At 63.6% G+C, this 24,182-nt stretch carries 23 protein-coding genes, 1 tRNA gene and 1 pseudogene; 20 read left to right on the top strand and 5 right to left on the bottom strand.

The window, feature by feature from the left end; translation table 11 throughout:
* The first annotated feature begins 2 nt into the window (after positions 1-2).
* The 7 genes from ccmC to LZ536_RS01645 are packed head-to-tail and all read left to right on the top strand — an operon-like array spanning position 3 to position 4,724.
* Positions 3-722, top strand: coding sequence for a heme ABC transporter permease CcmC (gene ccmC, locus LZ536_RS01670; protein WP_249846569.1), 720 nt, complete (start codon positions 3-5; stop codon positions 720-722).
* Positions 719-850 carry a hypothetical protein gene (locus LZ536_RS13020; protein ID WP_283938370.1) on the top strand — a complete coding sequence of 44 codons (132 nt, stop codon included), beginning with the start codon at positions 719-721 and terminating at the stop codon, positions 848-850. Before ccmC ends, LZ536_RS13020 begins: the two co-directional genes overlap by 4 nt.
* Positions 847-1,287, top strand: a complete 441-nt coding sequence (ccmE, locus tag LZ536_RS01665) for a cytochrome c maturation protein CcmE (RefSeq protein WP_249846568.1) — start codon at positions 847-849, stop codon at positions 1,285-1,287. The genes LZ536_RS13020 and ccmE overlap by 4 nt, the downstream gene beginning before the upstream one ends.
* Positions 1,284-3,188, top strand: a complete 1,905-nt coding sequence (locus LZ536_RS01660) for a heme lyase CcmF/NrfE family subunit (protein WP_249846567.1) — start codon at positions 1,284-1,286, stop codon at positions 3,186-3,188. The genes ccmE and LZ536_RS01660 overlap by 4 nt, the downstream gene beginning before the upstream one ends.
* A complete protein-coding gene (locus tag LZ536_RS01655; RefSeq protein ID WP_249846566.1) occupies positions 3,185-3,712 on the top strand; it encodes a DsbE family thiol:disulfide interchange protein in 528 nt (175 codons plus the stop codon). Before LZ536_RS01660 ends, LZ536_RS01655 begins: the two co-directional genes overlap by 4 nt.
* Positions 3,713-3,753: 41 nt before the next feature.
* Positions 3,754-4,113, top strand: coding sequence for a cytochrome c-type biogenesis protein (locus LZ536_RS01650; protein ID WP_249848528.1), 360 nt, complete (start codon positions 3,754-3,756; stop codon positions 4,111-4,113).
* The gene (locus LZ536_RS01645) at positions 4,110-4,724 is read left to right on the top strand and encodes a tetratricopeptide repeat protein (protein WP_249846565.1); all 615 of its coding nucleotides are present in this window, start codon (positions 4,110-4,112) and stop codon (positions 4,722-4,724) included. Before LZ536_RS01650 ends, LZ536_RS01645 begins: the two co-directional genes overlap by 4 nt.
* Here the strand turns inward: LZ536_RS01645 and ald are convergent.
* Positions 4,709-5,809 (bottom strand): alanine dehydrogenase, encoded by a 1,101-nt coding sequence (ald, locus tag LZ536_RS01640; RefSeq protein WP_249846564.1) that lies wholly within the window; start codon positions 5,807-5,809, stop codon positions 4,709-4,711. The genes LZ536_RS01645 and ald overlap by 16 nt on opposite strands.
* A 126-nt stretch (positions 5,810-5,935) precedes the next feature.
* Between ald and LZ536_RS01635 the strand changes: the two genes are divergently transcribed.
* Genes LZ536_RS01635 through LZ536_RS01625 form a run of 3 tightly spaced genes read left to right on the top strand, consistent with a single transcriptional unit; the run spans position 5,936 to position 8,953 of the window.
* Positions 5,936-7,882: a potassium transporter Kup gene (locus tag LZ536_RS01635; protein ID WP_431357933.1), complete on the top strand. Its 1,947-nt coding sequence runs from the start codon at positions 5,936-5,938 to the stop codon at positions 7,880-7,882.
* Between the two features lie 31 nt (positions 7,883-7,913).
* Entirely contained in the window at positions 7,914-8,465 is a 552-nt protein-coding gene (locus LZ536_RS01630; protein WP_249846562.1) for a PRC-barrel domain containing protein, read from the top strand.
* Complete coding sequence (locus LZ536_RS01625) at positions 8,450-8,953, top strand: 2'-5' RNA ligase family protein (RefSeq protein WP_249846561.1); 504 nt, start codon at positions 8,450-8,452, stop codon at positions 8,951-8,953. The genes LZ536_RS01630 and LZ536_RS01625 overlap by 16 nt, the downstream gene beginning before the upstream one ends.
* Here LZ536_RS01625 and LZ536_RS01620 read toward each other — a convergent pair.
* Positions 8,950-9,375 (bottom strand): DUF3775 domain-containing protein, encoded by a 426-nt coding sequence (locus LZ536_RS01620; protein WP_249846560.1) that lies wholly within the window; start codon positions 9,373-9,375, stop codon positions 8,950-8,952. The genes LZ536_RS01625 and LZ536_RS01620 overlap by 4 nt on opposite strands.
* Before the next feature lie 150 nt (positions 9,376-9,525).
* Between LZ536_RS01620 and LZ536_RS01615 the strand changes: the two genes are divergently transcribed.
* Together LZ536_RS01615 and LZ536_RS01610 are read left to right on the top strand one after the other, a co-directional pair.
* Positions 9,526-9,602, top strand: a tRNA-Met gene (locus LZ536_RS01615).
* A gap of 67 nt (positions 9,603-9,669) precedes the next feature.
* Positions 9,670-10,593, top strand: coding sequence for a retroviral-like aspartic protease family protein (locus LZ536_RS01610; RefSeq protein ID WP_249846559.1), 924 nt, complete (start codon positions 9,670-9,672; stop codon positions 10,591-10,593).
* Here the strand turns inward: LZ536_RS01610 and LZ536_RS01605 are convergent.
* Positions 10,590-11,318, bottom strand: coding sequence for a Crp/Fnr family transcriptional regulator (locus LZ536_RS01605; RefSeq protein ID WP_249846558.1), 729 nt, complete (start codon positions 11,316-11,318; stop codon positions 10,590-10,592). The genes LZ536_RS01610 and LZ536_RS01605 overlap by 4 nt on opposite strands.
* A gap of 354 nt (positions 11,319-11,672) precedes the next feature.
* Between LZ536_RS01605 and proS the strand changes: the two genes are divergently transcribed.
* The 6 genes from proS to dnaE all read left to right on the top strand — a co-directional run bounded on the left by proS (position 11,673) and on the right by dnaE (position 19,515).
* The gene (gene proS, locus LZ536_RS01600; protein ID WP_249846557.1) at positions 11,673-12,995 is read left to right on the top strand and encodes a proline--tRNA ligase; all 1,323 of its coding nucleotides are present in this window, start codon (positions 11,673-11,675) and stop codon (positions 12,993-12,995) included.
* The gene (locus LZ536_RS01595; protein ID WP_249846556.1) at positions 12,992-14,242 is read left to right on the top strand and encodes a lipoprotein-releasing ABC transporter permease subunit; all 1,251 of its coding nucleotides are present in this window, start codon (positions 12,992-12,994) and stop codon (positions 14,240-14,242) included. Before proS ends, LZ536_RS01595 begins: the two co-directional genes overlap by 4 nt.
* Complete coding sequence (locus LZ536_RS01590; protein ID WP_249846555.1) at positions 14,235-14,909, top strand: ABC transporter ATP-binding protein; 675 nt, start codon at positions 14,235-14,237, stop codon at positions 14,907-14,909. Before LZ536_RS01595 ends, LZ536_RS01590 begins: the two co-directional genes overlap by 8 nt.
* The gene (locus LZ536_RS01585; RefSeq protein ID WP_249846554.1) at positions 14,906-15,385 is read left to right on the top strand and encodes a glutathione peroxidase; all 480 of its coding nucleotides are present in this window, start codon (positions 14,906-14,908) and stop codon (positions 15,383-15,385) included. Before LZ536_RS01590 ends, LZ536_RS01585 begins: the two co-directional genes overlap by 4 nt.
* 68 nt (positions 15,386-15,453) lie before the next feature.
* Positions 15,454-15,972: a hypothetical protein gene (locus LZ536_RS01580; RefSeq protein WP_249846553.1), complete on the top strand. Its 519-nt coding sequence runs from the start codon at positions 15,454-15,456 to the stop codon at positions 15,970-15,972.
* 60 nt (positions 15,973-16,032) lie between these two features.
* Entirely contained in the window at positions 16,033-19,515 is a 3,483-nt protein-coding gene (gene dnaE / locus LZ536_RS01575) for a DNA polymerase III subunit alpha (RefSeq protein ID WP_249846552.1), read from the top strand.
* Positions 19,516-19,754: 239 nt separating this feature from the next.
* On the opposite strand, the pseudogene mtgA reads toward dnaE, so the two are convergent.
* Positions 19,755-20,489, bottom strand: a pseudogene (mtgA, locus tag LZ536_RS01570) (monofunctional biosynthetic peptidoglycan transglycosylase); the annotation flags it as partial.
* A 55-nt stretch (positions 20,490-20,544) separates the two neighbouring features.
* Here mtgA and alaS point away from each other — a divergent pair.
* The gene (alaS, locus tag LZ536_RS01565; RefSeq protein ID WP_249846551.1) at positions 20,545-23,199 is read left to right on the top strand and encodes an alanine--tRNA ligase; all 2,655 of its coding nucleotides are present in this window, start codon (positions 20,545-20,547) and stop codon (positions 23,197-23,199) included.
* Positions 23,196-23,642: a GFA family protein gene (locus LZ536_RS01560; RefSeq protein WP_249846550.1), complete on the top strand. Its 447-nt coding sequence runs from the start codon at positions 23,196-23,198 to the stop codon at positions 23,640-23,642. Before alaS ends, LZ536_RS01560 begins: the two co-directional genes overlap by 4 nt.
* Here the strand turns inward: LZ536_RS01560 and LZ536_RS01555 are convergent.
* Entirely contained in the window at positions 23,639-24,127 is a 489-nt protein-coding gene (locus tag LZ536_RS01555) for a DUF3833 family protein (RefSeq protein WP_249846549.1), read from the bottom strand. The genes LZ536_RS01560 and LZ536_RS01555 overlap by 4 nt on opposite strands.
* Positions 24,128-24,182 lie beyond the last annotated feature (55 nt).

Below are 24,182 nucleotides of genomic sequence, written 5' to 3'. Positions count from 1 at the left end.
AGATGCACGGCTACGCTAATCCTGCCCGCTTCCTGAAGTTCGCGCGGCCTGCCACCGGGTGGTTCCTTTGGATCGGACTGCTGCTGCTTGCGCCAGGCATCCTCGGCGGCCTCTTCGTCACGCCGCCCGATTACCTGCAGGGCGAGACCGTCCGCATCCTCTACATTCACGTCCCTGCGGCCTGGCTGGGAATGGCGGGCTGGGCGGGTATTGCTGCGGCAAGCCTCGCACAGATTGTCTGGCGACATCCATTGTCGGCCATTGCGGGTCGGGCTGTTGCGCCAGCCGGCGCGACTTTTGCAGCCATCTGCCTTGCCACGGGCTCCATCTGGGGGCGCCCGACCTGGGGCACCTGGTGGGAATGGGACGGTCGATTGACGTCGATGCTGATCCTATTCTTCCTCTATCTCGGCTACATTGCCTTGGCCTGGGCCGAACGCGAGCGCGGCGGTGATGGTCGGATGGCGGCGTTGTTCGGCTTGGTCGGCGCTATCAACCTGCCCATCATCCACTATTCGGTGATGTGGTGGCGCACGCTGCACCAGGGACAGTCGATCAGCATCACGGGCGGGTCGTCCATTGCTCCGGAATTGCTTTGGCCGTTGCCGCTGACCTTGGTGGGGTTCAGCCTCCTCTTCGGTGCAGTCGTGCTGATGCGCATGCGCGCCGAACTGGCGGCGGCCAAGTTCGAAGCGCGCCTTCGCAGGACTTCTACCGAATGAACCCCTGGCCATTCGTCTTTGCCGCCTACGCGATCGCTCTCGGCGGCACGGCTTCCCTACTGCTGTGGGCATGGCGCTCTATGTGCGCCGCCGAAGCGCAGGCCGATAGCCTGAAGCGGCGCGCATGAAGCCTAAGCACCAGCGCCTTACGCTTGCCGTGCTCGCGATCATTGCGGTCGCTGCAGCCGTGTTGCTCGCCATGTGGGGCCTGCGCGACCGAGCCGCATATTTCTTCACGCCCGCAGAAGTCGCCATCGGCAAGGCTCAGCAAGGAGCTGCAATCCGCTTGGGGGGCATGGTGAAAAAGGGATCGATCCGGCAGCGGTCCGATGGCGTCACGATCGATTTCATTGTCACCGACGGCAGCCATGACGTACCGGTTGTTTATCGCGGCATTACGCCTGACCTGTTCAAGGAAGGCAGCGGCGTGGTCGCGGAAGGGCGCATGCGCGGCAAGACTTTCGTCGCCGACACGATCCTCGCCAAGCATGACGAACGGTACATGCCGCCGCAGATGGGCAATGAAGTCGCCGAGCATGCGGCGGTGAAGACCGTCCAGCAGTGATCGCCGAGCTCGGACTTGCCGCCTTGTGGCTGGCGGCGGCGCTGGCGTTGCTGCAGCTGCTGCTGGCCTTGGGCTTCGCCAAAGCTGACGGCGCGAAGGCGGCGCGGCCGCTGGCTTTGCTTCAGGCAATCCTGACCCTGCTGGCCTTTGGATCGCTGATCGCCGTCTTCCTGCGCACTGACCTCAGCGTCGCTTTGGTCTTCGAGAACAGCCACAGCGCCAAGCCGTGGCTTTACAAATTTGCCGGGACCTGGGGCAATCACGAAGGCTCGATGCTGCTTTGGGTGGCGGTGCTGTCCGTGTCCGGGGCGGCGCTGGCTGTGCTTGAAAAGCGCATCAACGAGAAGATGCTGGTCGCCAGCCTTGGGGCGCAGGCCGCGCTCGGTCTAGGCTTCTATGCCTTCTTGCTGTTCGCATCGAACCCGTTTGCTCGCCTCAATCCCGCGCCGCTGGAGGGCAGGGGGTTAAATCCGCTCCTCCAAGACCCGGGCTTGGCCTTCCATCCGCCCACCCTCTACCTCGGTTATGTCGGTCTCTCGGTCGCTTTCAGCCTGGCGGTCGGAGCGATGCTGACTCGCCAGGTCGATGCGCCACTCGCACGAGCCATGCGGCCATGGGTGCTGGCCAGCTGGATCTTCCTGACGCTTGGCATCACTGCTGGCAGTTACTGGGCCTATTATGAGCTTGGTTGGGGCGGCTGGTGGTTCTGGGACCCGGTCGAAAATGCGTCCTTGATGCCATGGCTGGCCGCGACGGCCTTGCTGCATTCGGTCAATGTCCTCGCGGCGCGGGGAGGCCTGCGCAGCTGGACCATGATGCTGGCCGTCGTCGCCTTCTCCATGTCGATGGTAGGCACCTTTCTCGTCCGCTCCGGGATCCTGACGTCGGTTCATGCCTTTGCCGTCGACCCGCAGCGGGGGACGTTCATTCTTGCCCTGCTGGCCATTTACGTCGGCGCCGCGCTGATTTTGTTTGCGGCGCGCGCCGCGACCATCCGCGAGGGCGCACCATTCAAGCCCGTGAGCCGCGAAGGCGCGCTGGTGGTGAACAATTTGCTGCTGAGCGTCATCCTCGGAGTCGTGTTCGTCGGAACGCTTTATCCCATCATCGCCGAGGCGCTTTCGGGCGAAAAAATCTCGGTCGGCCCTCCTTATTTCAACGCGGTCGCCGGGCCGCTGGCTCTGATACTGGGTGCCTTGCTGTTCGTCGGTCCGCTGCTGCGCTGGCGGAGCGACCGTAGGCCATTGGCGAAATGGGTTTTGCCGTCGGCGCTGATTGCACTCGTCGTGGTCGGGATCAGCTTTGCGTTCGCGCCGGAAATGAGCCTGTTGGCAAGGTTCGGCCTTGCCTTCGGGACTGCGCTGCTGCCGGCCAGTATCCTGCCGCTGTTCGGCCGCAGCCTGAAGCGCACGCCTTTGGCCGTCTGGGGCATGGTCGTTGCGCATCTCGGGGTCGGCGTGGCGCTGATCGGCATGGCCAGCGATAGCGCCTTCACACAGGAAAAACTGACCGTCGCCAGGCCCGGCGACAAGATGCAAGTTGGACCCTGGCTCATTGAACTGGCCGGCATCGCGCCCGTTGCGGGCCCGAACTGGACCGCGATCGAAGCGCATCTGCGTGCCTCGCGCGGAGGCGGTACCGAGACACTGCGGCCGCAAGCACGCACCTTCACTTCTCCGTTCACGGAGACCAGCGAGACGGCCATTCATACCGCCTGGAACGGCCAGTTCTACGCCGTCATCGGTCGCCAGCGCGACGAGGGCTGGCAGCTCCGGCTGTGGTGGAAGCCGTTCGTGACATTGATCTGGCTTGGCGGCGTGCTGATCGGGATTGGCGGTCTCATCGCGCTGGTCGGGCGCCTTTGGCGTGAGCGGCGCTGGGGCAGGCAGGTGGCCGAATGAGCCGACCCGTCCGCTTCGTTCCGATTGCGCTGCTGGTCGTATTCCTGGCGTTTGTCGCATGGCGACTGACCGTGCCGGCGGACACAACGATCCGGTCGAAGCTGGAAGGCAAGCCGGTGCCATCGTTCGCCTTGCCAGAAGCTCTGCCGGCTCGCGCAACCTTTGGATCCACCGACCTCGCCACGGGCAAGCCACGCATCGTCAATTTCTTTGCCAGCTGGTGCGTGCCGTGCATCGCCGAGGCACCCGTGCTCCGCGAACTTAAGGCGAAGGGCGTCGCCATCGACGGGATCGCGGTCCGGGATCGTCCCGAGGACATCGCCGAGTTCCTTAAGGAGAACGGCGACCCTTACCAGCGCATAGGCGCCGATGCGCAAAGCAATGTCCAGATGGCACTTGGCTCATCGGGTGTTCCCGAGAGCTTCGTGGTCGATGGCCGCGGCATCATCCGCTACCAGCATGTCGGCCCGATCATGCCGCAGGACCTCGACCTGATCCTGACCGAACTGGAGAAGGCGAAGTGAGACGACTCTTCGCTTTCCTCCTGATCCTGGCTGCGCCCGCGATGGCGGATTCCAATCTTCCGCCCGCACAATGGGCCGACCGCCAGTTGCCCGACCCAAAGCAGGAGGCCGAGGCCAAGGCGTTGATGGAGCAGTTGCGGTGCCTCGTCTGCCAGGGCCAGTCGATCGCCGACAGCGATGCGGACCTTGCCGGTGACATGCGCAACATGGTCCGGACCCGGATCGCTGCGGGGCAATCGCCCGCTGAAGTACGGCGGTGGCTGATTGAACGTTACGGCAATTGGGTGAGCTACAAACCCCCGATCGATCCCGCGACATGGCCGTTATGGGCCGCTCCGCTGGTGCTCCTGCTTATTGGCGCCTGGATTGCCCGTGCCCGGTTTGAAAGGCGCAAACCATGACCGGTCTGGTTCTCCTTATCCTGCTCGGGGTATTTTCGCTGGCGGGTCTGTGGGCGCTCCGGGTCCGCGGCCCACTGCTGACGATTGCCGCGGCGGCCTTGATGTTTGGCGGCGCCGGCTATGCCCTGCAGGGAAGCCCCGGGCTTGCGGGTTCGCCCGCCAAGGGGAGCGCGGCCAGCCATTACGTGGACGTTGCTGGCGCCCGCCACATCCTGATGGGCCAGTTCACCCGATCCGAACATTGGATGATCATCGCTGACAGTTTTGCCTCGCGAGGCAAGACCGACGAAGCCGTTGTGCTGGTCCAATCGGGCCTGCGCGCGCACCCTGACGATTATACGCTCTGGGTTGGGCTTGGGAATGCGCTGGTCGACCATGCCGGCGTCATGACGCCAGCAGCTGAGTTCGCTTACGCGCGTGCGGAAAAGGTGGCGCCGTGGAGCCCGGCACCGAAATTCTTCCACGGTCTCGGAATGTTGCGCTCAGGACAGCGCGATGCCGCACTCAAGGAATGGAAAGCCTTGCTTGCCTCCGCCCCCGCCCAGGCCGGTTGGCGGCCATTGGTCGAGGACGGAGTAGCAATGCTGGAGCGGGGTCAGGCCGCTTCGTAGGGCAGGTCGAGCGCCTCGGCGACAGCCTGGTGGCGGATCTTGCCGCCCGACACGTTGAGGCCGGCCGCGAGATGCGGATCCTGCTTCATCGCTTCCTCGGCGCCCAGCCTGGCGATCTTCAGGGCGAACGGCAGGGTCGCATTGTTGAGCGCGAAGGCGCTGGTCCGCGCGACGGCGCCCGGCATGTTCGCGACGCAATAGTGAATGATGCCGTCAACTTCATAGACCGGGTCGGCATGGGTCGTCGCATGGCTGGTTTCGAAGCAGCCGCCCTGGTCGATGGCGATGTCGACGAGGACCGAGCCGCGTTTCATGGTCTTCAGCATGTCGCGGGTGACGAGCTTCGGCGCGGCGGCGCCGGGGACTAGCACCGCGCCGATCACCAGCTCAGACTCTTCGACGGCACGCGCGATCGCCGAGCGGCTCGCGTAGGCGGTCTTGATCTGGCTGGAGAAAAACATGTCGAGCTCGGCCAGACGCTCGTTGCTGATGTCGTAAATGGTGACGTCGGCGCGCATGCCGGTAGCCATCTGCGCAGCATTCACGCCGGCGACGCCGCCGCCGAGAATCGCCACCTTGGCCGGGGCGACGCCCGGAACGCCGCCGAGCAGCACGCCGCGGCCGCCCTGTTCCTTTTCGAGATAATGGGCGCCGACTTGGACCGACATGCGGCCAGCGACTTCGCTCATCGGCTTCAGGAGGGGCAGTGAGCCGGAATTCGACGTCACCGTCTCATAGGCGATGCACGTCGCGCCCGACTTCACCAGGCCTTCCGCTTGCGGCTTGTCGGCGGCGAGGTGAAGGTAGGTGAAGAGGATGTGGCGCGGCTCGAGGAGGGCGATCTCCTGCTGCTGCGGTTCCTTGACCTTGACGATCATATCCGCGGCTTTGAACACCGATGCGGCGTCCGGGAGGATCTTGGCGCCGGCCTTTTCATAGGCCTTGTCTGGGCAGTCGATGCCGTTGCCGGCAGTAGTCTCGACCACGACTTCGTGCCCGGCGGCGACCAGTTCGGCCACAGAGGCCGGGGTCAGGCCGACCCGGTATTCATGCACCTTGATTTCTTTCGGCACTCCGATGCGCATCGTTCGTTCGCTCCAATATGGGATTTGCGCGGGCCTATAGACGCGAGCGCCAACGATTGCAGCGCCTTTTTGCCGGTGCTAGTGCCGCGGACCGCAAAGTATGAGCGGCGCAGGGCACGAATGAACATCACAGCCACGGGCGCCGCAGTCACAGAGCCGCCCGCAGAGTCCCATGACGGGCACCATCCGCAAGGCTCGCTTGCCAAGCTGGCGATCGGCGCCATCGGCATTGTTTACGGCGACATCGGTACGTCGCCGATCTACGCCTTCCGCGAGACGTTCGCCGGCCACCATAAGCTGGTTCCGGACACACTGCATATTTACGGTGTGCTGAGCCTCATCTTCTGGTCGATGATGGTCATCGTCACGATCAAATATGTGACCATCATCATGCGGGCGGACAACAAGGGCGAGGGTGGCAGCCTGGCCCTGCTGGCGCTCATCAACCGCTCGATGGGCGGCGAACGAGGGCGCAAGAAATGGACGGGGGGAATCGTCCTCCTTGGCGTTTTCGCGACCGCGCTTTTCTACGGCGACAGCATGATCACTCCTGCCATCTCCGTCCTGTCGGCGGTGGAAGGTCTGAAGACCGTCAATCCCGGGCTCGGCGAATATGTCGTGCCCATCGCCATCGGCATCCTGGTCGGGCTGTTCGCCATCCAGAGCCGCGGCAGCGGCAAGGTCGGCCTGATGTTCGCGCCGATCATGCTCATCTACTTCAGTGCAATCGCCTTCCTAGGCGTCACTCACATCATGAAGCATCCGGCGGTCATCTATCAGATGCTCAACCCCCTGAACGCCGTTGAGTTTTACCTCCATCAACCTCTGCCCGCCTTCATCGCCATGGGCTCCGTCGTGCTGTCGGTCACTGGCGCGGAAGCGCTCTACGCCGACATGGGGCATTTCGGCCGCAACCCGATTCGCGTGTCGTGGCTGGTGTTCGTGCTCCCGGCACTGCTTCTCAACTATATGGGCCAGGGCGCCATGCTGCTGAGCGAGAGCCCCGCGCAGGCGCTGGAGACGGTGAAGAATCCGTTCTTCCTTCTTGCACCGGAAGCCTTCCGCCTGCCGCTCGTTCTCCTCGCGACTGCCGCGACCATCATCGCCAGCCAGGCGGTGATCTCCGGGGCATTCTCGGTCACCCAGCAGGCGATCCAACTCGGCTTCATTCCGCGCCTGCGTATCACGCACACCAGCGAAAAGGCGCGCGGACAAATCTACATCCCCATCGTCAACTGGGCGCTGATGGTGATGGTGATTGCGCTCGTCGTGACCTTCCAGTCCTCGTCCAACCTCGCGGCCGCATATGGCATCGCCGTCACCGGCGCGATGATGATCGACAGCATTCTCATCGGCGTCGTGCTGGTGAGCCTGTGGCACTGGAACAAGCTGGCGGCGAGCGCGGTGCTGGCACTCTTCCTGTTCATCGACCTGCTCTACTTCTCGGCGAACCTGCTCAAGGTGCCGGATGGTGGCTGGTTCCCGCTGTTGGTCGGCGCCTTCGCATTCACGCTGCTCACCACTTGGGCGCGGGGCCGCAAGCTGATGATCGACCGGATGAACGAAGCGGCGCTGCCAATGGAAGTTTTCATCAAGTCGGCATCCGCCAGCGCCGCGCGCGTGCCGGGGACGGCGGTCTTCATGACCACCGCAATGAGCGGCGTGCCGCATGCGCTGCTGCACAATCTCAAGCATAATAAAGTGCTTCACGAGAGGGTGATGCTACTCACGGTCCGGATCGAGGACGTCCCGTTCGTGCCCGAGGAAAAGCGCGCCGAGACAAAGGACTATGGCGCCGGCTTCTTCCGCGTCGTCCTGCGCTACGGCTTCATGGACGAAATCAACGTTCCGTCGGCATTGGCCGAGATCAAAGGCGTCGGCTCGCAGTGCAAGATGATGGACACCAGCTTCTTCCTTGCCCGGCAGACTTTGTTGCCGTCGGCCCGGCCCGGCATGGCTATCTGGCGCGAGCGGCTGTTCGCCTGGATGTTGCGCAACGCGGAAAGCGCAATGGAATTCTTCAAGCTGCCGACCAACCGCGTCATCGAGTTGGGTAGCCAGGTCGAGATTTGAACCTCCCGCCGGCCCGCTGGTTGGCGCGTCCATGGACAACATGCTTTCCTGGGTGGCGACCGCCGCCACCATCGGCGGTGCGCTGCTGACCGCGTCCAACCTCGGCGCGCGAATCACCGGCACCGGCTTCATCGTCTTCCTGTTCGGGTCGTTGAGCTGGATCGGCGTTAGCCTGATGACGGGACAGGAGGCGCTGTTGTGGACGAATATCGTTCTCACCTTCCTCAACCTATTCGGCATCTGGCGCTGGCTGGGACGGCAGGCAAAAGTGGAGGAGGGCGGAAAGGCGGCAGCTCAGGCGAGCGAGCACACACCGGGCGAGGCGCTTTTTCCAGTCTCGCTGCTGTCCCGCGCGGAGGTGCTCGTCGGCGGCAGGGACGCGGGAACCTGCGTCGATGCCATGGCCGGCGAGAGCAGCGGCCGCATCGCTTACGTCGTCGTCACGGAAGGCGGTGTTGCGGGCGTCGGTGAGAGGCTATTCAAACTGCCGTGGCGCGATGCCCGCATGAGCGGTGAGCGATTGATCGCTGATCACGCCCAAAGGCTTGAGGAGGTCGAGAAGGACGAATGGCCGGGGCGCTGATCGTGACTGCCGAGCTCGCGCCGGCCGACCTCGCCTGGCTCGACCGGCTGCGACGCGCCCACTATCCGGCCGAGCGCAACCAGCTTCCGGCCCATCTCACCATGTTTCACGCTTTGCCGCCGTCACTGGAAAGTGAAGCGCGGCATCGTTTGGCGATGGCTGTGAACGCCAGGCCGCCGCGAGCCTCGGTGGCGGGCATCATGGACCTTGGCGGCGGCGTTGCCTTTCGGGTCGTTTCCGACGACCTCGACGCTATCCGCAATGCCCTGTCCGACGCTTTTCACGGCATGCTCAGCGCCCAAGACAGCGGTGGCTGGCGACCGCACGTCACCATCCAGAACAAGGTTCCCAATCGCGAATCACGCCTGCTGCTGGAAGCGCTGGAGGCCGGTTTCCATCCGCGCCCGCTCGGCATTTCGGGGCTTGGCCTGCATCGTTATTTGGGCGGCCCTTGGGAAACGCTCCAGACCTGGAGCTTCCATCACTAGGAAAGATCGCCGATCCCGTCGCAGCTAAGGTCGAAGGCGGCTAGACCCGATTCGAGCACGGAGGCCAGCATCGGCTGCTCCATCAGTTCGTCGATCGCGCCGTCGGCGCCGTCGCTGACGATCGACTGGGCCTCTTCCATCGCCTCGTCCCAATCCGCGGCTTCATAAGTACCCTGCCCGACCCAGCAAAACGCCAGGACTTCCGCCAGCTGATCCTCGCCAAGGTCTTCGAAGGCAGCCTTCAGTTCTTCCTCGACGCTATCGTTGATCGAATCGTCGAGGACCGAAAGCGCTTCCTCATCGGCGCCATCGACGTTTTCGGCCGCCTCGCCGCCGTCATAGTCGGTCGGCGTCTGCGCCTCATATTCCCGCGCACGCAGGATGATCCGGCACAAGGTGTCGAGGGGGGTGAGGGGGTCCATTCGAAGCTCTCTCCAATCCGCCTCGCTTAACGAGGGTTAAAGGCGGCGGTTCCCGTAACTTACGCACTGGGCCACTCGCGTTGACCGGCGCGGATTGGCTGCTATATCGCGCGCCTTCGGAGCGTTCCCAAACGCTTACCGGCCCTTTGGGGCGGAGTAGCTCAGCTGGTTAGAGCAGCGGAATCATAATCCGCGTGTCGGGGGTTCAAGTCCCTCCTCCGCTACCATCCCTTTGCCGGGCTTCGCCAATCTATAGTATCATCGTCGCTTGCGATGAAATGCATGACTCTCTGGATGCTTTTTGCCGCGCCGGTCCTGGCCGGCCAGGAGCCGCCGCCCGTCATGCATTACGAGGCCGTGCCGGCTCCACCGGGCGCGATCACCGGTGACGAGACCGACCTGGCCATGGCCTCGGATCACTACGACCGGATGACCGTGCCGGTCAGGCTCGGCCAATCACGGCCGTTTCAGTTTCTTGTCGATACGGGTTCAGGACGCACGTCCGTTTCGCGTGAACTGGTGAGTGAGTTGAAACTCTCCGAACGGCCGAAGGCGATCCTGCACAGCGCTACCGGGGCGAGCCAGGTCAGCATGGCCTTGCTGCCCGAGCTCCGAATGAGCCGGCGGTCTGTCAAGAATATCAGCGCGCCGATGCTCAACGCCTCGAATATCGGCGCCGACGGTATCCTCGGCATCGACTCGCTGCGATCCCAGCAAGTCGTCTTCGATTTTGGCCAGAAGCGCCTACTCATTCTTTCAGGCAATGACAGGGCGGAGCTTGAAGATGATGCGATCATCGTCCGTGCCAAGGCGCGACAGGGGCGTCTCGTGATTACCGATGCGATCGTCGACGGCGAACGGGTGAGCGTGATCCTCGACACCGGATCTTCCCTGACCGTCGGTAATTTGGCGCTCCGGGAGCGCCTCGCCCGCCATGGACGCCTTGGCCAGTCGGAACCCACAAGCCTGGTGTCCGTCACGGGACAGTCGCTGCCAGGCGAACTTGCCACGGCTCAGGCGCTGGAAATTGGCGGGGCGCGGCTCGAGGGTCTGAAAATGATGTTCGCAGATGCGCATACGTTCCGCCTGCTTGGCCTCGACCGGAAGCCCGCCATCCTGCTCGGCATGAACGCGCTGAGCGGGTTTGACCAGGTCGCCATCGATTTCGCGGATCGCACGATTTCGCTCGTGCTGCCAAAGGAGCGCCGAGGCGGCTAGATTTCGTGGTGGCCGATGTGCAGGTAAGCGGGGTCGAACTGAGCGTCGCGTCCCAATTTGGCAAGTTCGTGAATCTCTACCCTGCCCGCGCGGTAGGTGACGAGCCCACCGTCGCGCAGCTCTTTCAGACAGCGATTGAGATGAACCGGGCTCATGCCTGTGATGTCAGCCAGTTCCTGCTGGAAAAAGGGAAGGTCATATCCGTTCGCGTCTGCGAGGCCGACAATCTTCAGACGGGCCTGCATCTCACAGAAGAACTGCGCGATGCGCGAACGGCTCCGTTTCTTTCCCAGAACCAGCATCCATTCGCGATGGATGGAGGCATCGACCAGCGTCTGGAACCAGAGCACCCGTGTCAAGCGAGGAAAGGCGTTGGTGATGCGGCGCAGGTCGTCGTGGGGCGCGAGCGCGACGTCACAGGGGCTCGCAGCGCTGATCTCATGCTCAAGGCGCTTGAGGATGAATCCGTGCAGGTCGACAAAATCGCCTGCGACGTTCGTTTCGACAATTTGCCTCGACCCGTCGGCTGCGATCTTTGAGCGCAGAACGAATCCGCTGAGAAGCAGCATGCTGTGATGAAGCTCGTCGGACCCTCTGACCATCACCTGGTTGCGTTCGAACGAGCGCTCGATCCAGTGGATGGAGCGCAAGGCACTTTCCTCTTCGCGTGAGAGGTCATGGCGGGCCTGAAGCTTGCGGATGAGCAGATCGATGTTGACGGTCACGCTTCGGTCAAGCCCGAAGTGCGCAGATCGTTCCGCCAGGGTAACCTAGGTTAGACAATCCAAATGCAAACGCCCGGCCAAATGCAAACGCCCGGACCGTCTGGCGATCCGGGCGTCCTGCGTGACGATTGCTCGTCAGCCCCCTTGGAGTCTTGAAGCGCCTGCCAAAAAGACCGGCATCCTCCCCGAACCTCCGGACCGGCCGGCGCTCGGTAGAGCCTTGGCTAAGCCGGTTCGCGGCGCTTGACCATTGTTAAACAACAGTACAGCGGCTTTTGCGCCAACCCTGTGGCGTCGCCGCCACAATCGCCGCCGCATTGCCAGCCGCCGGTGCCCTCAGTAGAGCGCATGCCCATGCGCCTCTCCAAAGCCTATCTGCCCGTCCTCAAGGAAAGCCCCGCCGACGCCCAGATCGTCAGCCACAAACTGATGCTCCGCGCCGGCCTCGTCCGGCAGACCGCCGCTGGCATCTATGCCTGGCTGCCGCTGGGATTCCGCGTACTCAAGAAGATCGAGCAGATCGTCCGCGAGGAACAGGACCGCGCCGGCGCCATCGAAATGCTGATGCCGACCATCCAGTCGGCCGACCTATGGCGCGAAAGCGGCCGTTACGATGCCTACGGCCCCGAAATGCTTCGCATCAAGGACCGGCACGACCGCGAGATGCTCTACGGCCCGACCAACGAGGAAATGCTGACCGCGCTGGTCCGCGATGACATGAAGAGCTACCGCGACCTGCCGCGCACGCTGTACCACATCCAGTGGAAGTTCCGGGACGAGGTGCGCCCGCGTTTTGGCGTCATGCGCGGTCGCGAGTTCCTGATGAAGGACGCCTACAGCTTCGACGTGGACGAAGCGGGCGCCCGCCACAGCTACAATATGCAGCTGCTTGCCTATCTGCGCACCTTCAAGCGCCTGGGGATCCAGGCAGTGCCCATGAAGGCCGCGACCGGCCCGATCGGTGGCGATCTCAGCCATGAATTCATCGTCCTCGCGCCGACGGGCGAAAGTAAGGTCTTCTATGACGCCGCGTTCGAGGCCATCGATCTTGACCGCGCAGGGCTGGACTACGGCGACAAGGCCGGCCTCCAAGCGATGTTCGACGAAGTAAGCTCGACCTACGCGGCCACCGACGAGACCCATGACGAGGCCCGCTGGTCGGAGGTCGCCGAGGAACGCCGTCGCACCGGCCGCGGCATCGAGGTCGGCCACATCTTTTCGTTCGGCGACAAGTACAGCAAGGCCATGGGCCTGAAGGTCACAGGTCCCGATGGCGGCATGGTGACGCCGATGATGGGCAGCTACGGCGTCGGCGTGTCCCGACTCGTCGGCGCGATCATCGAGGCGAGCCACGACGACAACGGCATCGTCTGGCCGGATGCAGTCGCACCCTGGAAAGTCGGCATCGTCACCATGCGGCAGGATGACGATGCCAGCGCCGGTGCTGCCGAGAAGATTCACGCCGCACTTCATGACGCGGGCGTCGAAGTCCTTTACGACGACCGAGACGAGCGGGGAGGGGCCAAGCTTGCCGGAATGGACCTGATGGGCTTGCCCTGGCAGGTCATCATAGGCCCGCGGGGGCTGGCGTCGGGCGTCGTCGAACTCAAGAATCGCCGCACCGGGGACCGCGAAGAACTTTCCATTGAATCTGCGCTTACGAGGCTTAGCGCATGATATTGAACCGCTATGAGCGGATGATCGCGAAAAGATACTTGCTCCCCGGAAAGGGCGAGGGGTTCATCTTCCTGGTCGCCGCCATCAGCCTTGGCGCGGTCGCTTTGGGCGTTGCGGCCCTGATTATCGTCATGAGTGTCATGAACGGCTTCCGTGCCGAACTCTTTGACAAGATCGTCGGATTGAACGGTCATGCCGTTATCCAGGGCTACGACGGTCGCCTGTCGAACTGGGAACAGATTGCGGTCGCGGCCAAGAAAACGCCCGGGGTCCTCTCCGCGACTCCCCTTATCGAGCAGCCGCTCATGGCATCAGCCAATGGCCGCGTCGAAGGCGTCCTGGTTCGCGGCGTTCGCCCCGAAGACATTCGCACGAACAAGACGATGAACGAAAACGTCAAGTCGGGCGACATGAAGACGGTCACGCCCGGCAGTGGCAATATCGCCATCGGTTCGCGCCTCGCCGAGGCGCTTGGCGCCTATCCGGGTAGTGAAATCTCGCTGATCAGCCCGGAAGGCCGGGCGACCCCGATTGGCACCGTCCCACGCATTGTCAGCTACAAGGTCGGCGCGATCTTTGAAGTCGGCGTGTACGATTACGACAATGCCTTCGTCGTCATGCCCATCCAGGACGCACAGAACCTGCTGATGCTCGGCGACGATGTCGGCATGGTCGAGGTGCAGGTGACCAATCCCGATAAGGTCGGCCAGATTCTGGCGCCGCTGCAGCCCTTGGCAAAGGACCGCGCCATTATCACCGACTGGCGGCAGATGAATTCGGCCCTCTTCGAGGCCCTGGAGATCGAACGGGTGGCGATGTTCGTCGTCCTGTCGCTCATCGTCCTCGTTGCCGTCTTCAACATCCTGTCGTCGCTGATCATGCTGGTCCGCGCCAAGACCCGCGACATCGCCATCCTCCGCACTATGGGCGCCAGCCGCCGCGGCCTGATGAAGGTGTTCATGACGGTGGGTGTGACCATCGGCTCGCTGGGCATCGTGCTGGGCATTATCATAGGTGCTCTGTTCCTCTTCTTCCGCCAGGGGATCGTGAATGCCTTCCAGTTCTTGACCGGCGCCAACCTCTGGGACCCCTCGGTGCGCTTCCTGACCGAGCTGCCGGCCAAGACCGACCCGTTCGAGGTGCTGACGGTCGTGCTGTTGGCTCTGGTGCTGTCGTTCCTCGCCACGCTCTATCCGGCCTGGAAGGCGGCGAGCACCGATCCCGTGCAGGTGCTGCGTTATGAGTGATGCGGTCCTCCAGACTACCGGCCTAAAGCGCAGCTTCACCCAGGGCGACGTCACCATAGAGGTGCTGCGCGGCATCGACCTTGCCGTTCAGCCCGGCGAGATCGTTGCCCTGCTGGGGCCATCAGGCTCCGGCAAATCGACGCTCTTGCAGGCTGTCGGCCTGCTCGAAGGCGGCTTCTCGGGCTCGATCAAGCTGCTCGGCAAGGAAGCATCGAAACTTGACGATGATGGCCGCACCGACCTGCGCCGGGACGCGCTCGGCTTCGTCTACCAGTTCCACCATTTGCTGCCCGACTTCGACGCGCGGGAGAACGTCATCCTGCCGCAGGTCATCCACGGCGCCGAGCCCGAAGCCGCCAAGTCCCGCGCCGAGGAATTGCTCGGCCAACTCGGGCTTGGCGCAAGGCTGGACCACCGTCCGTCAAAACTGTCTGGCGGCGAGCAACAGCGCGTGGCCGTCGCCCGCGCGCTCGCCAACCGGCCGCCGCTCATTCTTGCCGACGAGCCGACCGGCAACCTCGACGAGCATACCGCCGATACGGTCCTCGCTGAATTCCTCAGGCTTGTCAGAGGGGAGGGCAGTGCGGCCCTGGTCGCGACTCATAACGAGCGCCTCGCCCGCAAGATGGACCGCGTGGTACGATTGCATGAAGGAGTGCTGGAATGACCGCGATCACCGACATTCCCGTTACCGCTGCAAACGGTTCGGAGACCGATTTGTCAGCCTACAAGGGCAAGGCCCTGCTGATCGTGAACGTCGCCTCGAAATGCGGGTTCACGCCGCAGTACGAAGGCCTGGAGGCGCTGCAGCGGAAATATGAGGACCGGGGCTTCACCGTCGTCGGCTTTCCCTGCAACCAGTTCGGCGCGCAGGAGCCCGGCAATGCCGAGGAAATCGCCAATTTTTGCAAGCTGACCTACGACGTCAGCTTCCCATTGATGGGCAAGATCAACGTCAATGGTCCCAATGCCGCTCCGATCTACAAGCAGCTTAAGCAGGACGCGCCCGGTCTGCTTGGTTCCGAAGTCATCAAGTGGAACTTCACCAAGTTCCTGGTCGACCGCACCGGCAAGGTGCTGAAGCGCTATGCACCGCAGACAAAGCCGGAAGATATGCAGCGCGACATCGAGGCTGTCCTCTAGGCCATTCGTCGAATCGTGGTTGAGGGGTTGTCCCGCCGGCCTAGTCTGGTGGGCGAGGAGGAACGCCAATGCTTCTTCTGGTCCTTGCTCTTCAGGCTGCTGCGCCGCCGCCGGCCCCACCGGGGTGCAACAGCCCTGAATCGCATCAATGGGACTTCTGGGTTGGTTCCTGGGAGGTACGTCCCAAGGGCGCTGACCAGGTCATCGCCCATTCGCTGATCGAAAAGCGCTATACCGGTTGTGCCATCCGGGAGAACTGGATGCCGGTCGGCAAGGAGGTTGCGGGCGGCGGCGGTTCGCTGAGCTTCTACGACTCCAAGCTGAAACAATGGCGCCAGGTGTGGATCGACAGCAGCGGCACGCGCGTCGATCTTGACGGCGGGTTCAAGGATGGCGTCATGACGATCACCGGGAACTGGGCGAACTATGCCGGACCCGCGAAGGACGCTTTGGTCTCTATGCATTACCAGCTGATGCCGAATGGCGAAGTCCGGCAGTGGGCCGAGAATTCGACCGACGGTGGCAAGAGCTGGCAGCCGGCGTTCGATTTCTATTACCGGAGAGCGACGCTACCCGACTTCAAATAGTTGTGGAAAAAGCGCTTTGCGAAGCTTTGAAGTCCGGCCTCAAAGGCCCATAGTTTCGCGATGTCGGTTGCGCCTTTCGTACCTCTGCGAGTCTTTTCCAGTTACACGATGCTCGAAGGCGCGATCGAGCCGAAGGCGATCGCCAAACAGGTCAAGAAGCTCGGTTCCCCGGCGGTAGCCATCGTCGACCGCAATGGCCTCTACGGCGTCATGGGCTTTTCCGACGCGGCCAAGGCGGAGGGCATTCAGCCGATCATCGGCACGTTGCTGGCGGTAGCACGGCCTGCCGACATCGGCCCTACGGGCAAGATCGACTGGCTGGCCCTGCTCGCCAAGGACGAAATCGGCTACGACAATCTCTGCAAACTGGTCTCGGCAGCGCACCTCGACCGACCGGCGCATGAGGACCCGCATGTGCCGTTCGAGGCACTCGAGGGGCAGACTGACGGTCTGATTGCCATGACGGCGGGTGGCGAGGGGGCCATTGCCCGCCTCTTCGCCGACGGGCAGGCGGACAAGGCGGGCAGCTATGCCGGCAGGCTCAAGGCCTTGTTCCCTGATCGCCTCTACATCGAGATCAGCCGGCGTGGCGATCCGATCGAGGAAGCGTCAGAGGTTGCCCTCATCGATCTCGCTTATGCGATGGACCTGCCGCTGGTCGCCACAAACCCCGCGCAATATGCCGAGCCGAGCTTTCACGCGGCGCATGACGCTATGCTCTGCATCGCCAATTCGACCTACGTCGAAAATGCCGAGCGGCCGACCTCCTCGCCGGAAGCCTGGCTAAAGGGCGGCGGCGAGATGATCGCCTTGTTCGCCGACCTGCCGGAGGCCATCGCCAACACCTCCGTTATCGCCCAGCGCTGCGCCGTCGCCGCGCCAAGCCGCAAGCCGATCCTGCCGCGCCTGTCCGAGCACGAGGACGATGAGCTCCGCCGGGAAGCACACGCAGGTCTCGCCCGCCGCCTTGAAGGGCGCAGCGAGGAAGAGAAAGCGGGTTACGCGGAGCGCCTCGACTTCGAGCTCGACGTCATCATTCGCATGGGGTTTGCCGGCTACTTCCTGATCGTCGCCGACTTCATCCAATGGGCTAAGGCGAACGACATCCCGGTCGGCCCGGGCCGCGGGTCGGGCGCTGGGTCCGTGGTTGCTTGGTCGCTGACCATCACCGACCTCGACCCTATCGCGCTCAACCTGCTGTTCGAGCGCTTCCTCAACCCCGAACGCGTGTCGATGCCCGACTTCGACATCGACTTCTGCGAAACCCACCGCGACAAGGTCATAACCTACGTCCAGGGTAAGTACGGCCGCGATCGGGTCGCTCAGATCATCACCTTCGGCCGCCTGAAGGCCCGTGCAGTGCTGAAAGACACGGGGCGTGTCCTCCAGATGCCCTATGGCCAGGTGGACCGTCTCGCGAAGCTAGTCCCGAACCACCCGACCGACCCGTGGACGCTGGAACGCAGCCTTGGGCGCGCCCGCGACAAGGACGGTGGGCCGATGCAGGGCGTGCCGGAGCTGCAGTCCGAATATCGCGCCGACAAGGACGTGAAGCGCCTGTTCGACCTGGCGATGAAGCTGGAAGGCCTGCCGCGTCACAGCTCGACGCACGCTGCCGGCGTCGTCATCGGCGACCGCCCGCTCGACCAGCTGGTCCCGCTCTATCGCGACCCGCGTTCGGACATGCCGGTCACGCAGTTCGACATGAAATATGTCGAAGCGGCGGGGCTGGTGAAGTTCGACTTCCTTGGCCTCAAGACACTGTCGGTGTTGAAGGAAGGCCAGCGACTGCTCGCCCAGCGCGCGATCGAGGTCGATTTTGCGGGTCTCGCGTGGGACGATCCCGCCGTCTACGCACTGCTGCAGCGCGGCGACACCGTCGGCGTGTTCCAGCTGGAATCCGAAGGGATGCGGCGGACGCTGGCCCAGGTTCGGCCAACCAGCTTTGGCGACATCATCGCGCTCGTCTCGCTCTATCGCCCGGGCCCGATGGACAACATCCCGTTGTTCGGCGACCGCAAGAACGGCCGCGTCCCGCTCGCTTACCCGCACCCGATGCTCGAGGAAGTGCTGAAGGAAACTTACGGCATCTTCGTCTACCAGGAACAAGTCATGCAGGCGGCGCAGGTGCTTGCCGGCTACTCGCTGGGTGAAGCCGACCTCCTGCGCCGCGCCATGGGCAAGAAGATCCAGTCGGAGATGGACGCCCAGCGCGCGCGTTTCATCGAGGGGGCGGCGAAAAACGACATCGGCCCCGCCAAAGCCAACGAGCTGTTCGACTTGATCGACAAATTTGCCGGGTACGGCTTCAACAAGAGCCATGCCGCCGCTTACGCGCTCGTCGCCTATCACACGGCTTGGCTGAAGGCGCATCACGCGCCGGAGTTCTTCGCAGCATCGATGAGCTTCGACATGGCGCAGACAGACAAGCTGGCGCTGTTCTCCGAAGACGTACGGAGGGCCGGCGTCGAGCTCCTGCCCCCTGACGTCAATGCGAGCTGCGCGGACTTCTCCGTCGAAGATGGGAAGGTGCGCTACGCCTTGGGTGCGCTCAAGGGTGTCGGCGAGAAGGCGATGGAATCGCTGGTCGCCGAGCGCGAGGCGAATGGCCCATTCAAGAGCCTCGATGACTTCGCGGAGCGCATCGATCCTCGCCTTTTGAACCGCAGGCAGATCGAAAGCCTTGCGGGCGCAGGTGCCTTCGACAGCCTGGCGAGTGATCGGGCGGCCGCCTTCGCCGCGGCCGAAACCATCCTGGCCCATGCTTCGAGCGCCGCAGATCAGCGCAACAGCGGCCAGCATGGCCTGTTCGGGGGCGGATCGGATAGTGGTGTGCCGCCCATTCGCCTGCCAAAGGACGCGCAGTGGACGCTGGCTGAACGCATGGCGGCCGAGCGTGAAGCGTTTGGTTTCTATTTCTCGGCGCATCCAGTCGACCATCACAAGCATTTGCTCGCCGCTCACCGGGTCAAGACTTACTCGGACCTTGGCGAAGTCTCGGTTTCGGAGGGATCGCGCGCGTCGGCTTCGATGGCGGGCCTCGTCGAAGGCGTGCGCTGGCGGGTCTCGGCGCGGGGTCGCCGCTATATGATGGCCAGCCTCTCCGATGCCTCAGGTCAATTCGAAGCAATGGTGTTCGACGATGAAGCCACGGCCGACATGGAGGCCGCGGCCAAGTCGGGAAGCTGCGGACTGCTGACCGTCGAGCTCGACCGACGCGAGGGCGACGATGCCCCCCGCGTCACGATCAAGCGTTTCCAGCCACTGGAGCAGCTGGCCAAGGCGAGCCGCCTCCAGATGGAGGTGCGGCTAAGCGATCCGGCGCTCGCGCCGTCGCTGGCCCGCGAATTGGAAAGCGCGCGCGGTGGCAACGGGGTTGTCCGTTTCGTCGTCGCGATCAGCGGCGGCCGCGAGGCAATTGTCCTGATCGGCCGCGACTTCAACCTCGATGCTGAACTGGCCGCCAGGCTCGAGCGCATCGCCGGCGATGGTGCAGTGAGCCTCTCCGTACAGGAACCGCCGAGGCTCGCGCTCGTCGGCTAGCCCTGGTTGGTCGGCACAGTTTCGTTTTCGGCTGGCGGTTCGGGCGCGGGCGCCGGCTCCACACCTACCGGCGCCTCCGGCACTACCGCATTCGCTTCGGGCGCAACTTCCACCGGAGCCGAATTCACGTCGTGGGCGGGCGGTGGCGGGGCGGCGGTTTCATATTCCTCGCCGGGTAGCTTCGCGGGTTTCTTCGATGCCGGCGGGGTCTTGTTGGCCGGCGCCGTCGTGCCCTTGTAGACGCAGGCATCCAGCCCGTCCCGACCGACAACTCCAATCCGGGCGGCGATCGTATTGCCATAACGGCGAGTGAAGCCTTTTGGCGCGATTGCGCCACGCTTCTTCGGGAGCGGCAGGATCGCTGCGATGCGGGCAGCTTCGGTCGCGCTCATCGCGTCGGCGTCATGGCCGTAATAACGCTGTGAGCCGGCGTTGACCCCGTAGGTGCCGATGCCGGTCTCGGCGAGGTTCAAATAAACCTCCATGATCCGGCGCTTGCCCCACAAATGCTCGATCAGGAACGTGAAATAGGCTTCGACGCCTTTGCGGAAATAGCCGCCGCCCTGCCACAGGAAGGCGTTCTTCGCCGTCTGCTGGCTGATCGTAGATCCACCCCGGATGCGGCCGCCCGACGCGTTGCGCTGCATCGCCGCCTCGATGGCGTCGAGGTCGAAGCCGTTATGGCTGCAGAATTTGCTGTCCTCGGCGGCGATAGCGGCGCGGACCATGTCGCGGTCGATCTGGCTGATCGGCATCCAGTCGCGGCGTGCGCCATTGCCGGCAATCATGTCGCCGATCATCGTTGCCGTCGTCGGCGGCGGCACAAAGCGGTAGAGGCCAACCCACAGCACCGAAATCACCACGAACGCGACGACCAGCTTCACTAACCCGAAGAAGATCCTCGCCGGCAGGCCGCGCTTCGAGCGGCGTTTGCGCTTGTAGGTCGGAATCGTGGACTTGGGTCGCCGGGCCATGCGCAAGGGCTAGCCGCGCTTGCCGCGTCGCAGCAAGTCCCATATCTGCGCGTGCATGACGTCGACGAACGATATCCGCCGGTCCTTCCTCGATTATTTCGCGGGTCACCAGCACGCGCCGGTGACATCCGCGCCGCTGGTGCCACAGAACGACCCGACCTTGATGTTCGTCAACGCCGGCATGGTGCCGTTCAAGAACGTCTTCACGGGGCTCGAAAGCCGCCCCTACGACCGCGCGACCAGCAGCCAGAAGTGCGTCCGCGCCGGCGGCAAGCACAACGATCTTGATAATGTCGGCTACACCGTCCGGCACCACACCTTCTTCGAGATGCTGGGGAATTTCTCCTTCGGCGATTATTTCAAGGATCGTGCGATCGAGCTGGCGTGGAACCTGCTCACCAAGGAATGGGGCATTGCGCCGGATCGCCTGACCGCGACCGTCTATCACACCGACGACGAAGCCTATGATCTCTGGAAGAAGATCAGCGGCCTGCCCGAAAGCCGCATCATCCGCATCCCGACCAAAGACAATTTCTGGGCGATGGGTGACGATGGCCCGTGCGGACCTTGCTCGGAAATCTTCTTCGACCATGGCGACCATATTCCGGGTGGTCCGCCGGGCTCGCCGGACGAGGACGGCGACCGCTTCGTGGAAGTCTGGAACCTCGTCTTCATGCAGTTCGAGCAGGCAGCGGGCGAGATCGTCTCCGAGCTGCCGAAGAAATCGATCGACACCGGCATGGGCCTCGAACGTATTGCCGCCGTCCTCCAGGGCACGACCGACAATTACGAGACGGACACGTTCAAGGCGCTGATTCACGCCAGCGAAGAGCTGACCAAGACGCGCGCCGAGGGCGAACAGAAAGCTTCGCACCGCGTGATCGCCGATCACCTGCGTGCTTCGGGGTTCCTCGTTTCCGACGGCGTGCTGCCGGCCAATGAGGGCAGGGGCTATGTCCTCCGCCGCATCATGCGCCGCGCCATGCGGCATGCGCACCTCCTCGGCGCCAAGGAGCCGCTGATGCACCGGCTGGTGCCGGCGCTCGTCGCGGAGATGGGCGCGGCCTATCCCGAACTGGTTCGCGCCCAGCCTCTGATCGAAGCGACGCTGGCCCAGGAGGAGACCCGCTTCCGCCAAACGCTGGCAAACGGCCTCAAGCTGCTCGACGAGGCGACCTCGGACATGGCCAAGGGCGGCACGCTGCCAGGCGAAACGGCCTTCAAGCTCTATGACACCTACGGCTTCCCCTACGATTTGACCGAGGATGCCCTGCGTCCACGCGGGATCGCGGTCGACCGCACCGGCTATGATGCCGCCATGGCCGAGCAGAAGGCCCAGGCCCGCGCCGCCTGGAAGGGGTCTGGCGACAAGGGCTCTGACGAACTCTGGTTCGATTTGGCCGAGGAGTTCGGTTCGACCGAGTTCACCGGTTATTCCGGCACCGAAGGCGAAGGCGTTGCCCTGGCCATCGTCAAGGATGGCGCCCGTGTCGATCGGGCAGAAATCGGCGATGAGGTTCAGCTGCTCCTCAACCAGACGCCATTTTATGGCGAGAGCGGCGGGCAAATCGGTGATGCCGGGAAACTCAATACTCTTAAAGGCTTCTCAGGCGAAGTTTCCGAGACATCGAAACCGCTTGGGAAGCTTCACGCGCTGCTGACCAAGGTCACCGCTGGAGAATTGAATCTCGGCGAAACCGTTCACCAGAAGGTCGATGCCGATCGCCGCGACCGTGTCCGTGCCAACCACAGCGCTACGCACCTCCTGCACGCCGCCCTGCGCCGCCATCTCGGTACCCATGTCACCCAGAAGGGCAGCCTCGTAGCTCCGGACTATTTCCGGTTCGATTTTTCGCATCCCAAGGCCATGACCCGCGAGGAGATCGAGGCGGTCGAAGCCGAGGTGAACGCCCAGATCCGCTCCAACGAGCCGGTGACGACCCGCCTGATGACGCCCGACGACGCCATTGCCGCCGGCGCCATGGCCCTGTTCGGCGAAAAATACGGCGACGAGGTCCGCGTCCTGTCCATGGGCCAGTTCGACGAGGGGGATTATTCGGTCGAGCTTTGCGGCGGCACGCATGTCCGTGCACTCGGCGACATTCAGATCCTGAAAATCATATCGGAAAGCGCGGTCTCATCGGGCGTCCGTCGCATCGAGGCTCTGACCGGCGAAGCCGCCCGACAGTGGCTCGGCGAACGCGACCAGCGCCTGCGCGAGGCCGCCGCTACGCTTAAGGCGTCGCCGGACGAAGTCCCGGCCCGCGTTGCCGCCCTGGTCGAAGAGCGCAAACGCCTTGAAAAGGAGCTTTCCGATACCAAGAAAGCGCTTGCTCTTGGCCGCGGCAATAAATCTGAAGCCGCGGGCCCCGAACAGGTGGGCGGCCACGCCTTCCTCGGCCAGATTGTTGATGGCCTCGATCCCAAGAGCCTCCGCAGCGAGATCGACGCCCTGAAGCAGCGGGTCGGATCTGGCGTCGCCGCCCTCATCGCCGTCAACGAAGGCCGCGGCAGCGTGGCCGTCGGCGTCACCGATGACCTTGCAGGCCAGGTCAGCGCCGTCGACCTCGTCAAGGCAGCGGTTGCGGCCTTGGGCGGCCAGGGCGGCGGCGGCCGTCCCGACATGGCCCAGGGCGGCGGCCCGGATGGCGACAAGGCGCAAGAAGCCCTCGCCGCGGTCAAGGAAGCACTGGAGAAGGTGGCGGCGTGATTGACGCGTCTTCGCGCAACCCCGTCACGCTCAACGGCGCCTGCCACTGCGGCGCTGTCCGGTTTACCGTCACCCTGACGGAAGGCTTCGCTTCGGCACGACGGTGCACATGCTCACTCTGCCGCATGCGCGGGGCAGTCGCGCTCACTTCAACGTCGGCCGACTTCCACATTACCCAAGGTGAAGACCAGCTTGCTACCTACAGCTTCAATACGAACACGGCCGAGCATCACTTCTGCAAGACCTGCGGCATTTACACGCACCACAAGCGCCGCTCGAACCCCAATCAACTTGGCGTCAACGCCGCCTGCCTTGAGAGCGTGTCACCCTTCGATTTCCGTGAGGTGAAGGTGCTTGATGGCCAACGCCATCCGGCCGACAATGCCGAACATCGCACTTATTCTGCGGGGATTCTTCGCTTCGAACCGGCGAGCGAGAGCTAATCCAGCTTGCGGACGATCGCGTCGGAATGGCCGACGGTCACTCCGTATTTGCGAATGGTCACAGTGCTGGTCGCCGAACGGCCATCCGGTGTCGGGTTCAGCCACTGCTCGATCGAAACGCTGCCTTCCATCCGAAAAAGGAAGCGGTACTTGCCGTTCACTTCATCGACGGTCACCGGCCCTTTGGCTTCGTTCATGGTGCCGGAATATTTGCCCGGTCCCACTTTCCGCATCTTCCAGCGGCGCTCCTTTGGGAGCTGCCCTTCGTCCTCGATGCGCTGAACGAGTGTGAGGGTGCCGTCGGGGCCGATCTGGCCCACGCCAGTCGCTTTGGTGCGGAACGGCTTCTTCATGGCGATCTTGATTGTGCCGACGCTCTCGGTCTTGCCTTCGAAGAAGCGCAGCGGATCGCTTTGGCTTGAAGCGGCAAAGCAGGGTGAAGCGAGGCTTAGCGACACGAGGATCGCAGCTGACCGAAAACTCATCACACGATCGCTCCGTTTGCTCACGCCGCTGCAGGAACGGTGGCATAGCCGTTCC

The organism is Sphingomonas alba, assembly GCF_023516555.1.
Classification (GTDB): Bacteria; Pseudomonadota; Alphaproteobacteria; order Sphingomonadales; family Sphingomonadaceae; genus Sphingomicrobium; species Sphingomicrobium album.
Note: the sequence above shows the minus strand (reverse complement) of the source record. Positions and strands in the feature narration are given on the sequence as shown.

Bases quoted from the DNA above. Each gene is read 5' to 3' on its own strand.
- dnaE (WP_249846552.1), top strand. From the start codon at position 16,033: ATGTCGGTTGCGCCTTTCGTACCTCTGCGAGTCTTTTCCAGTTACACG.
- ald (WP_249846564.1), bottom strand. From the start codon at position 5,809: ATGCGCATCGGAGTGCCGAAAGAAATCAAGGTGCATGAATACCGGGTC.
- ccmE (WP_249846568.1), top strand. From the start codon at position 847: ATGAAGCCTAAGCACCAGCGCCTTACGCTTGCCGTGCTCGCGATCATT.
- LZ536_RS01595 (WP_249846556.1), top strand. From the start codon at position 12,992: ATGATATTGAACCGCTATGAGCGGATGATCGCGAAAAGATACTTGCTC.
- ccmC (WP_249846569.1), top strand. From the start codon at position 3: ATGCACGGCTACGCTAATCCTGCCCGCTTCCTGAAGTTCGCGCGGCCT.
- LZ536_RS01585 (WP_249846554.1), top strand. From the start codon at position 14,906: ATGACCGCGATCACCGACATTCCCGTTACCGCTGCAAACGGTTCGGAG.
- LZ536_RS01645 (WP_249846565.1), top strand. From the start codon at position 4,110: ATGACCGGTCTGGTTCTCCTTATCCTGCTCGGGGTATTTTCGCTGGCG.
- proS (WP_249846557.1), top strand. From the start codon at position 11,673: ATGCGCCTCTCCAAAGCCTATCTGCCCGTCCTCAAGGAAAGCCCCGCC.
- LZ536_RS13020 (WP_283938370.1), top strand. From the start codon at position 719: ATGAACCCCTGGCCATTCGTCTTTGCCGCCTACGCGATCGCTCTCGGC.
- LZ536_RS01610 (WP_249846559.1), top strand. From the start codon at position 9,670: ATGCTTTTTGCCGCGCCGGTCCTGGCCGGCCAGGAGCCGCCGCCCGTC.
- LZ536_RS01655 (WP_249846566.1), top strand. From the start codon at position 3,185: ATGAGCCGACCCGTCCGCTTCGTTCCGATTGCGCTGCTGGTCGTATTC.
- LZ536_RS01590 (WP_249846555.1), top strand. From the start codon at position 14,235: ATGAGTGATGCGGTCCTCCAGACTACCGGCCTAAAGCGCAGCTTCACC.
- LZ536_RS01625 (WP_249846561.1), top strand. From the start codon at position 8,450: ATGGCCGGGGCGCTGATCGTGACTGCCGAGCTCGCGCCGGCCGACCTC.
- LZ536_RS01555 (WP_249846549.1), bottom strand. From the start codon at position 24,127: ATGAGTTTTCGGTCAGCTGCGATCCTCGTGTCGCTAAGCCTCGCTTCA.
- LZ536_RS01620 (WP_249846560.1), bottom strand. From the start codon at position 9,375: ATGGACCCCCTCACCCCCCTCGACACCTTGTGCCGGATCATCCTGCGT.
- LZ536_RS01650 (WP_249848528.1), top strand. From the start codon at position 3,754: ATGGCGGATTCCAATCTTCCGCCCGCACAATGGGCCGACCGCCAGTTG.
- alaS (WP_249846551.1), top strand. From the start codon at position 20,545: ATGACGTCGACGAACGATATCCGCCGGTCCTTCCTCGATTATTTCGCG.
- LZ536_RS01630 (WP_249846562.1), top strand. From the start codon at position 7,914: ATGGACAACATGCTTTCCTGGGTGGCGACCGCCGCCACCATCGGCGGT.
- LZ536_RS01580 (WP_249846553.1), top strand. From the start codon at position 15,454: ATGCTTCTTCTGGTCCTTGCTCTTCAGGCTGCTGCGCCGCCGCCGGCC.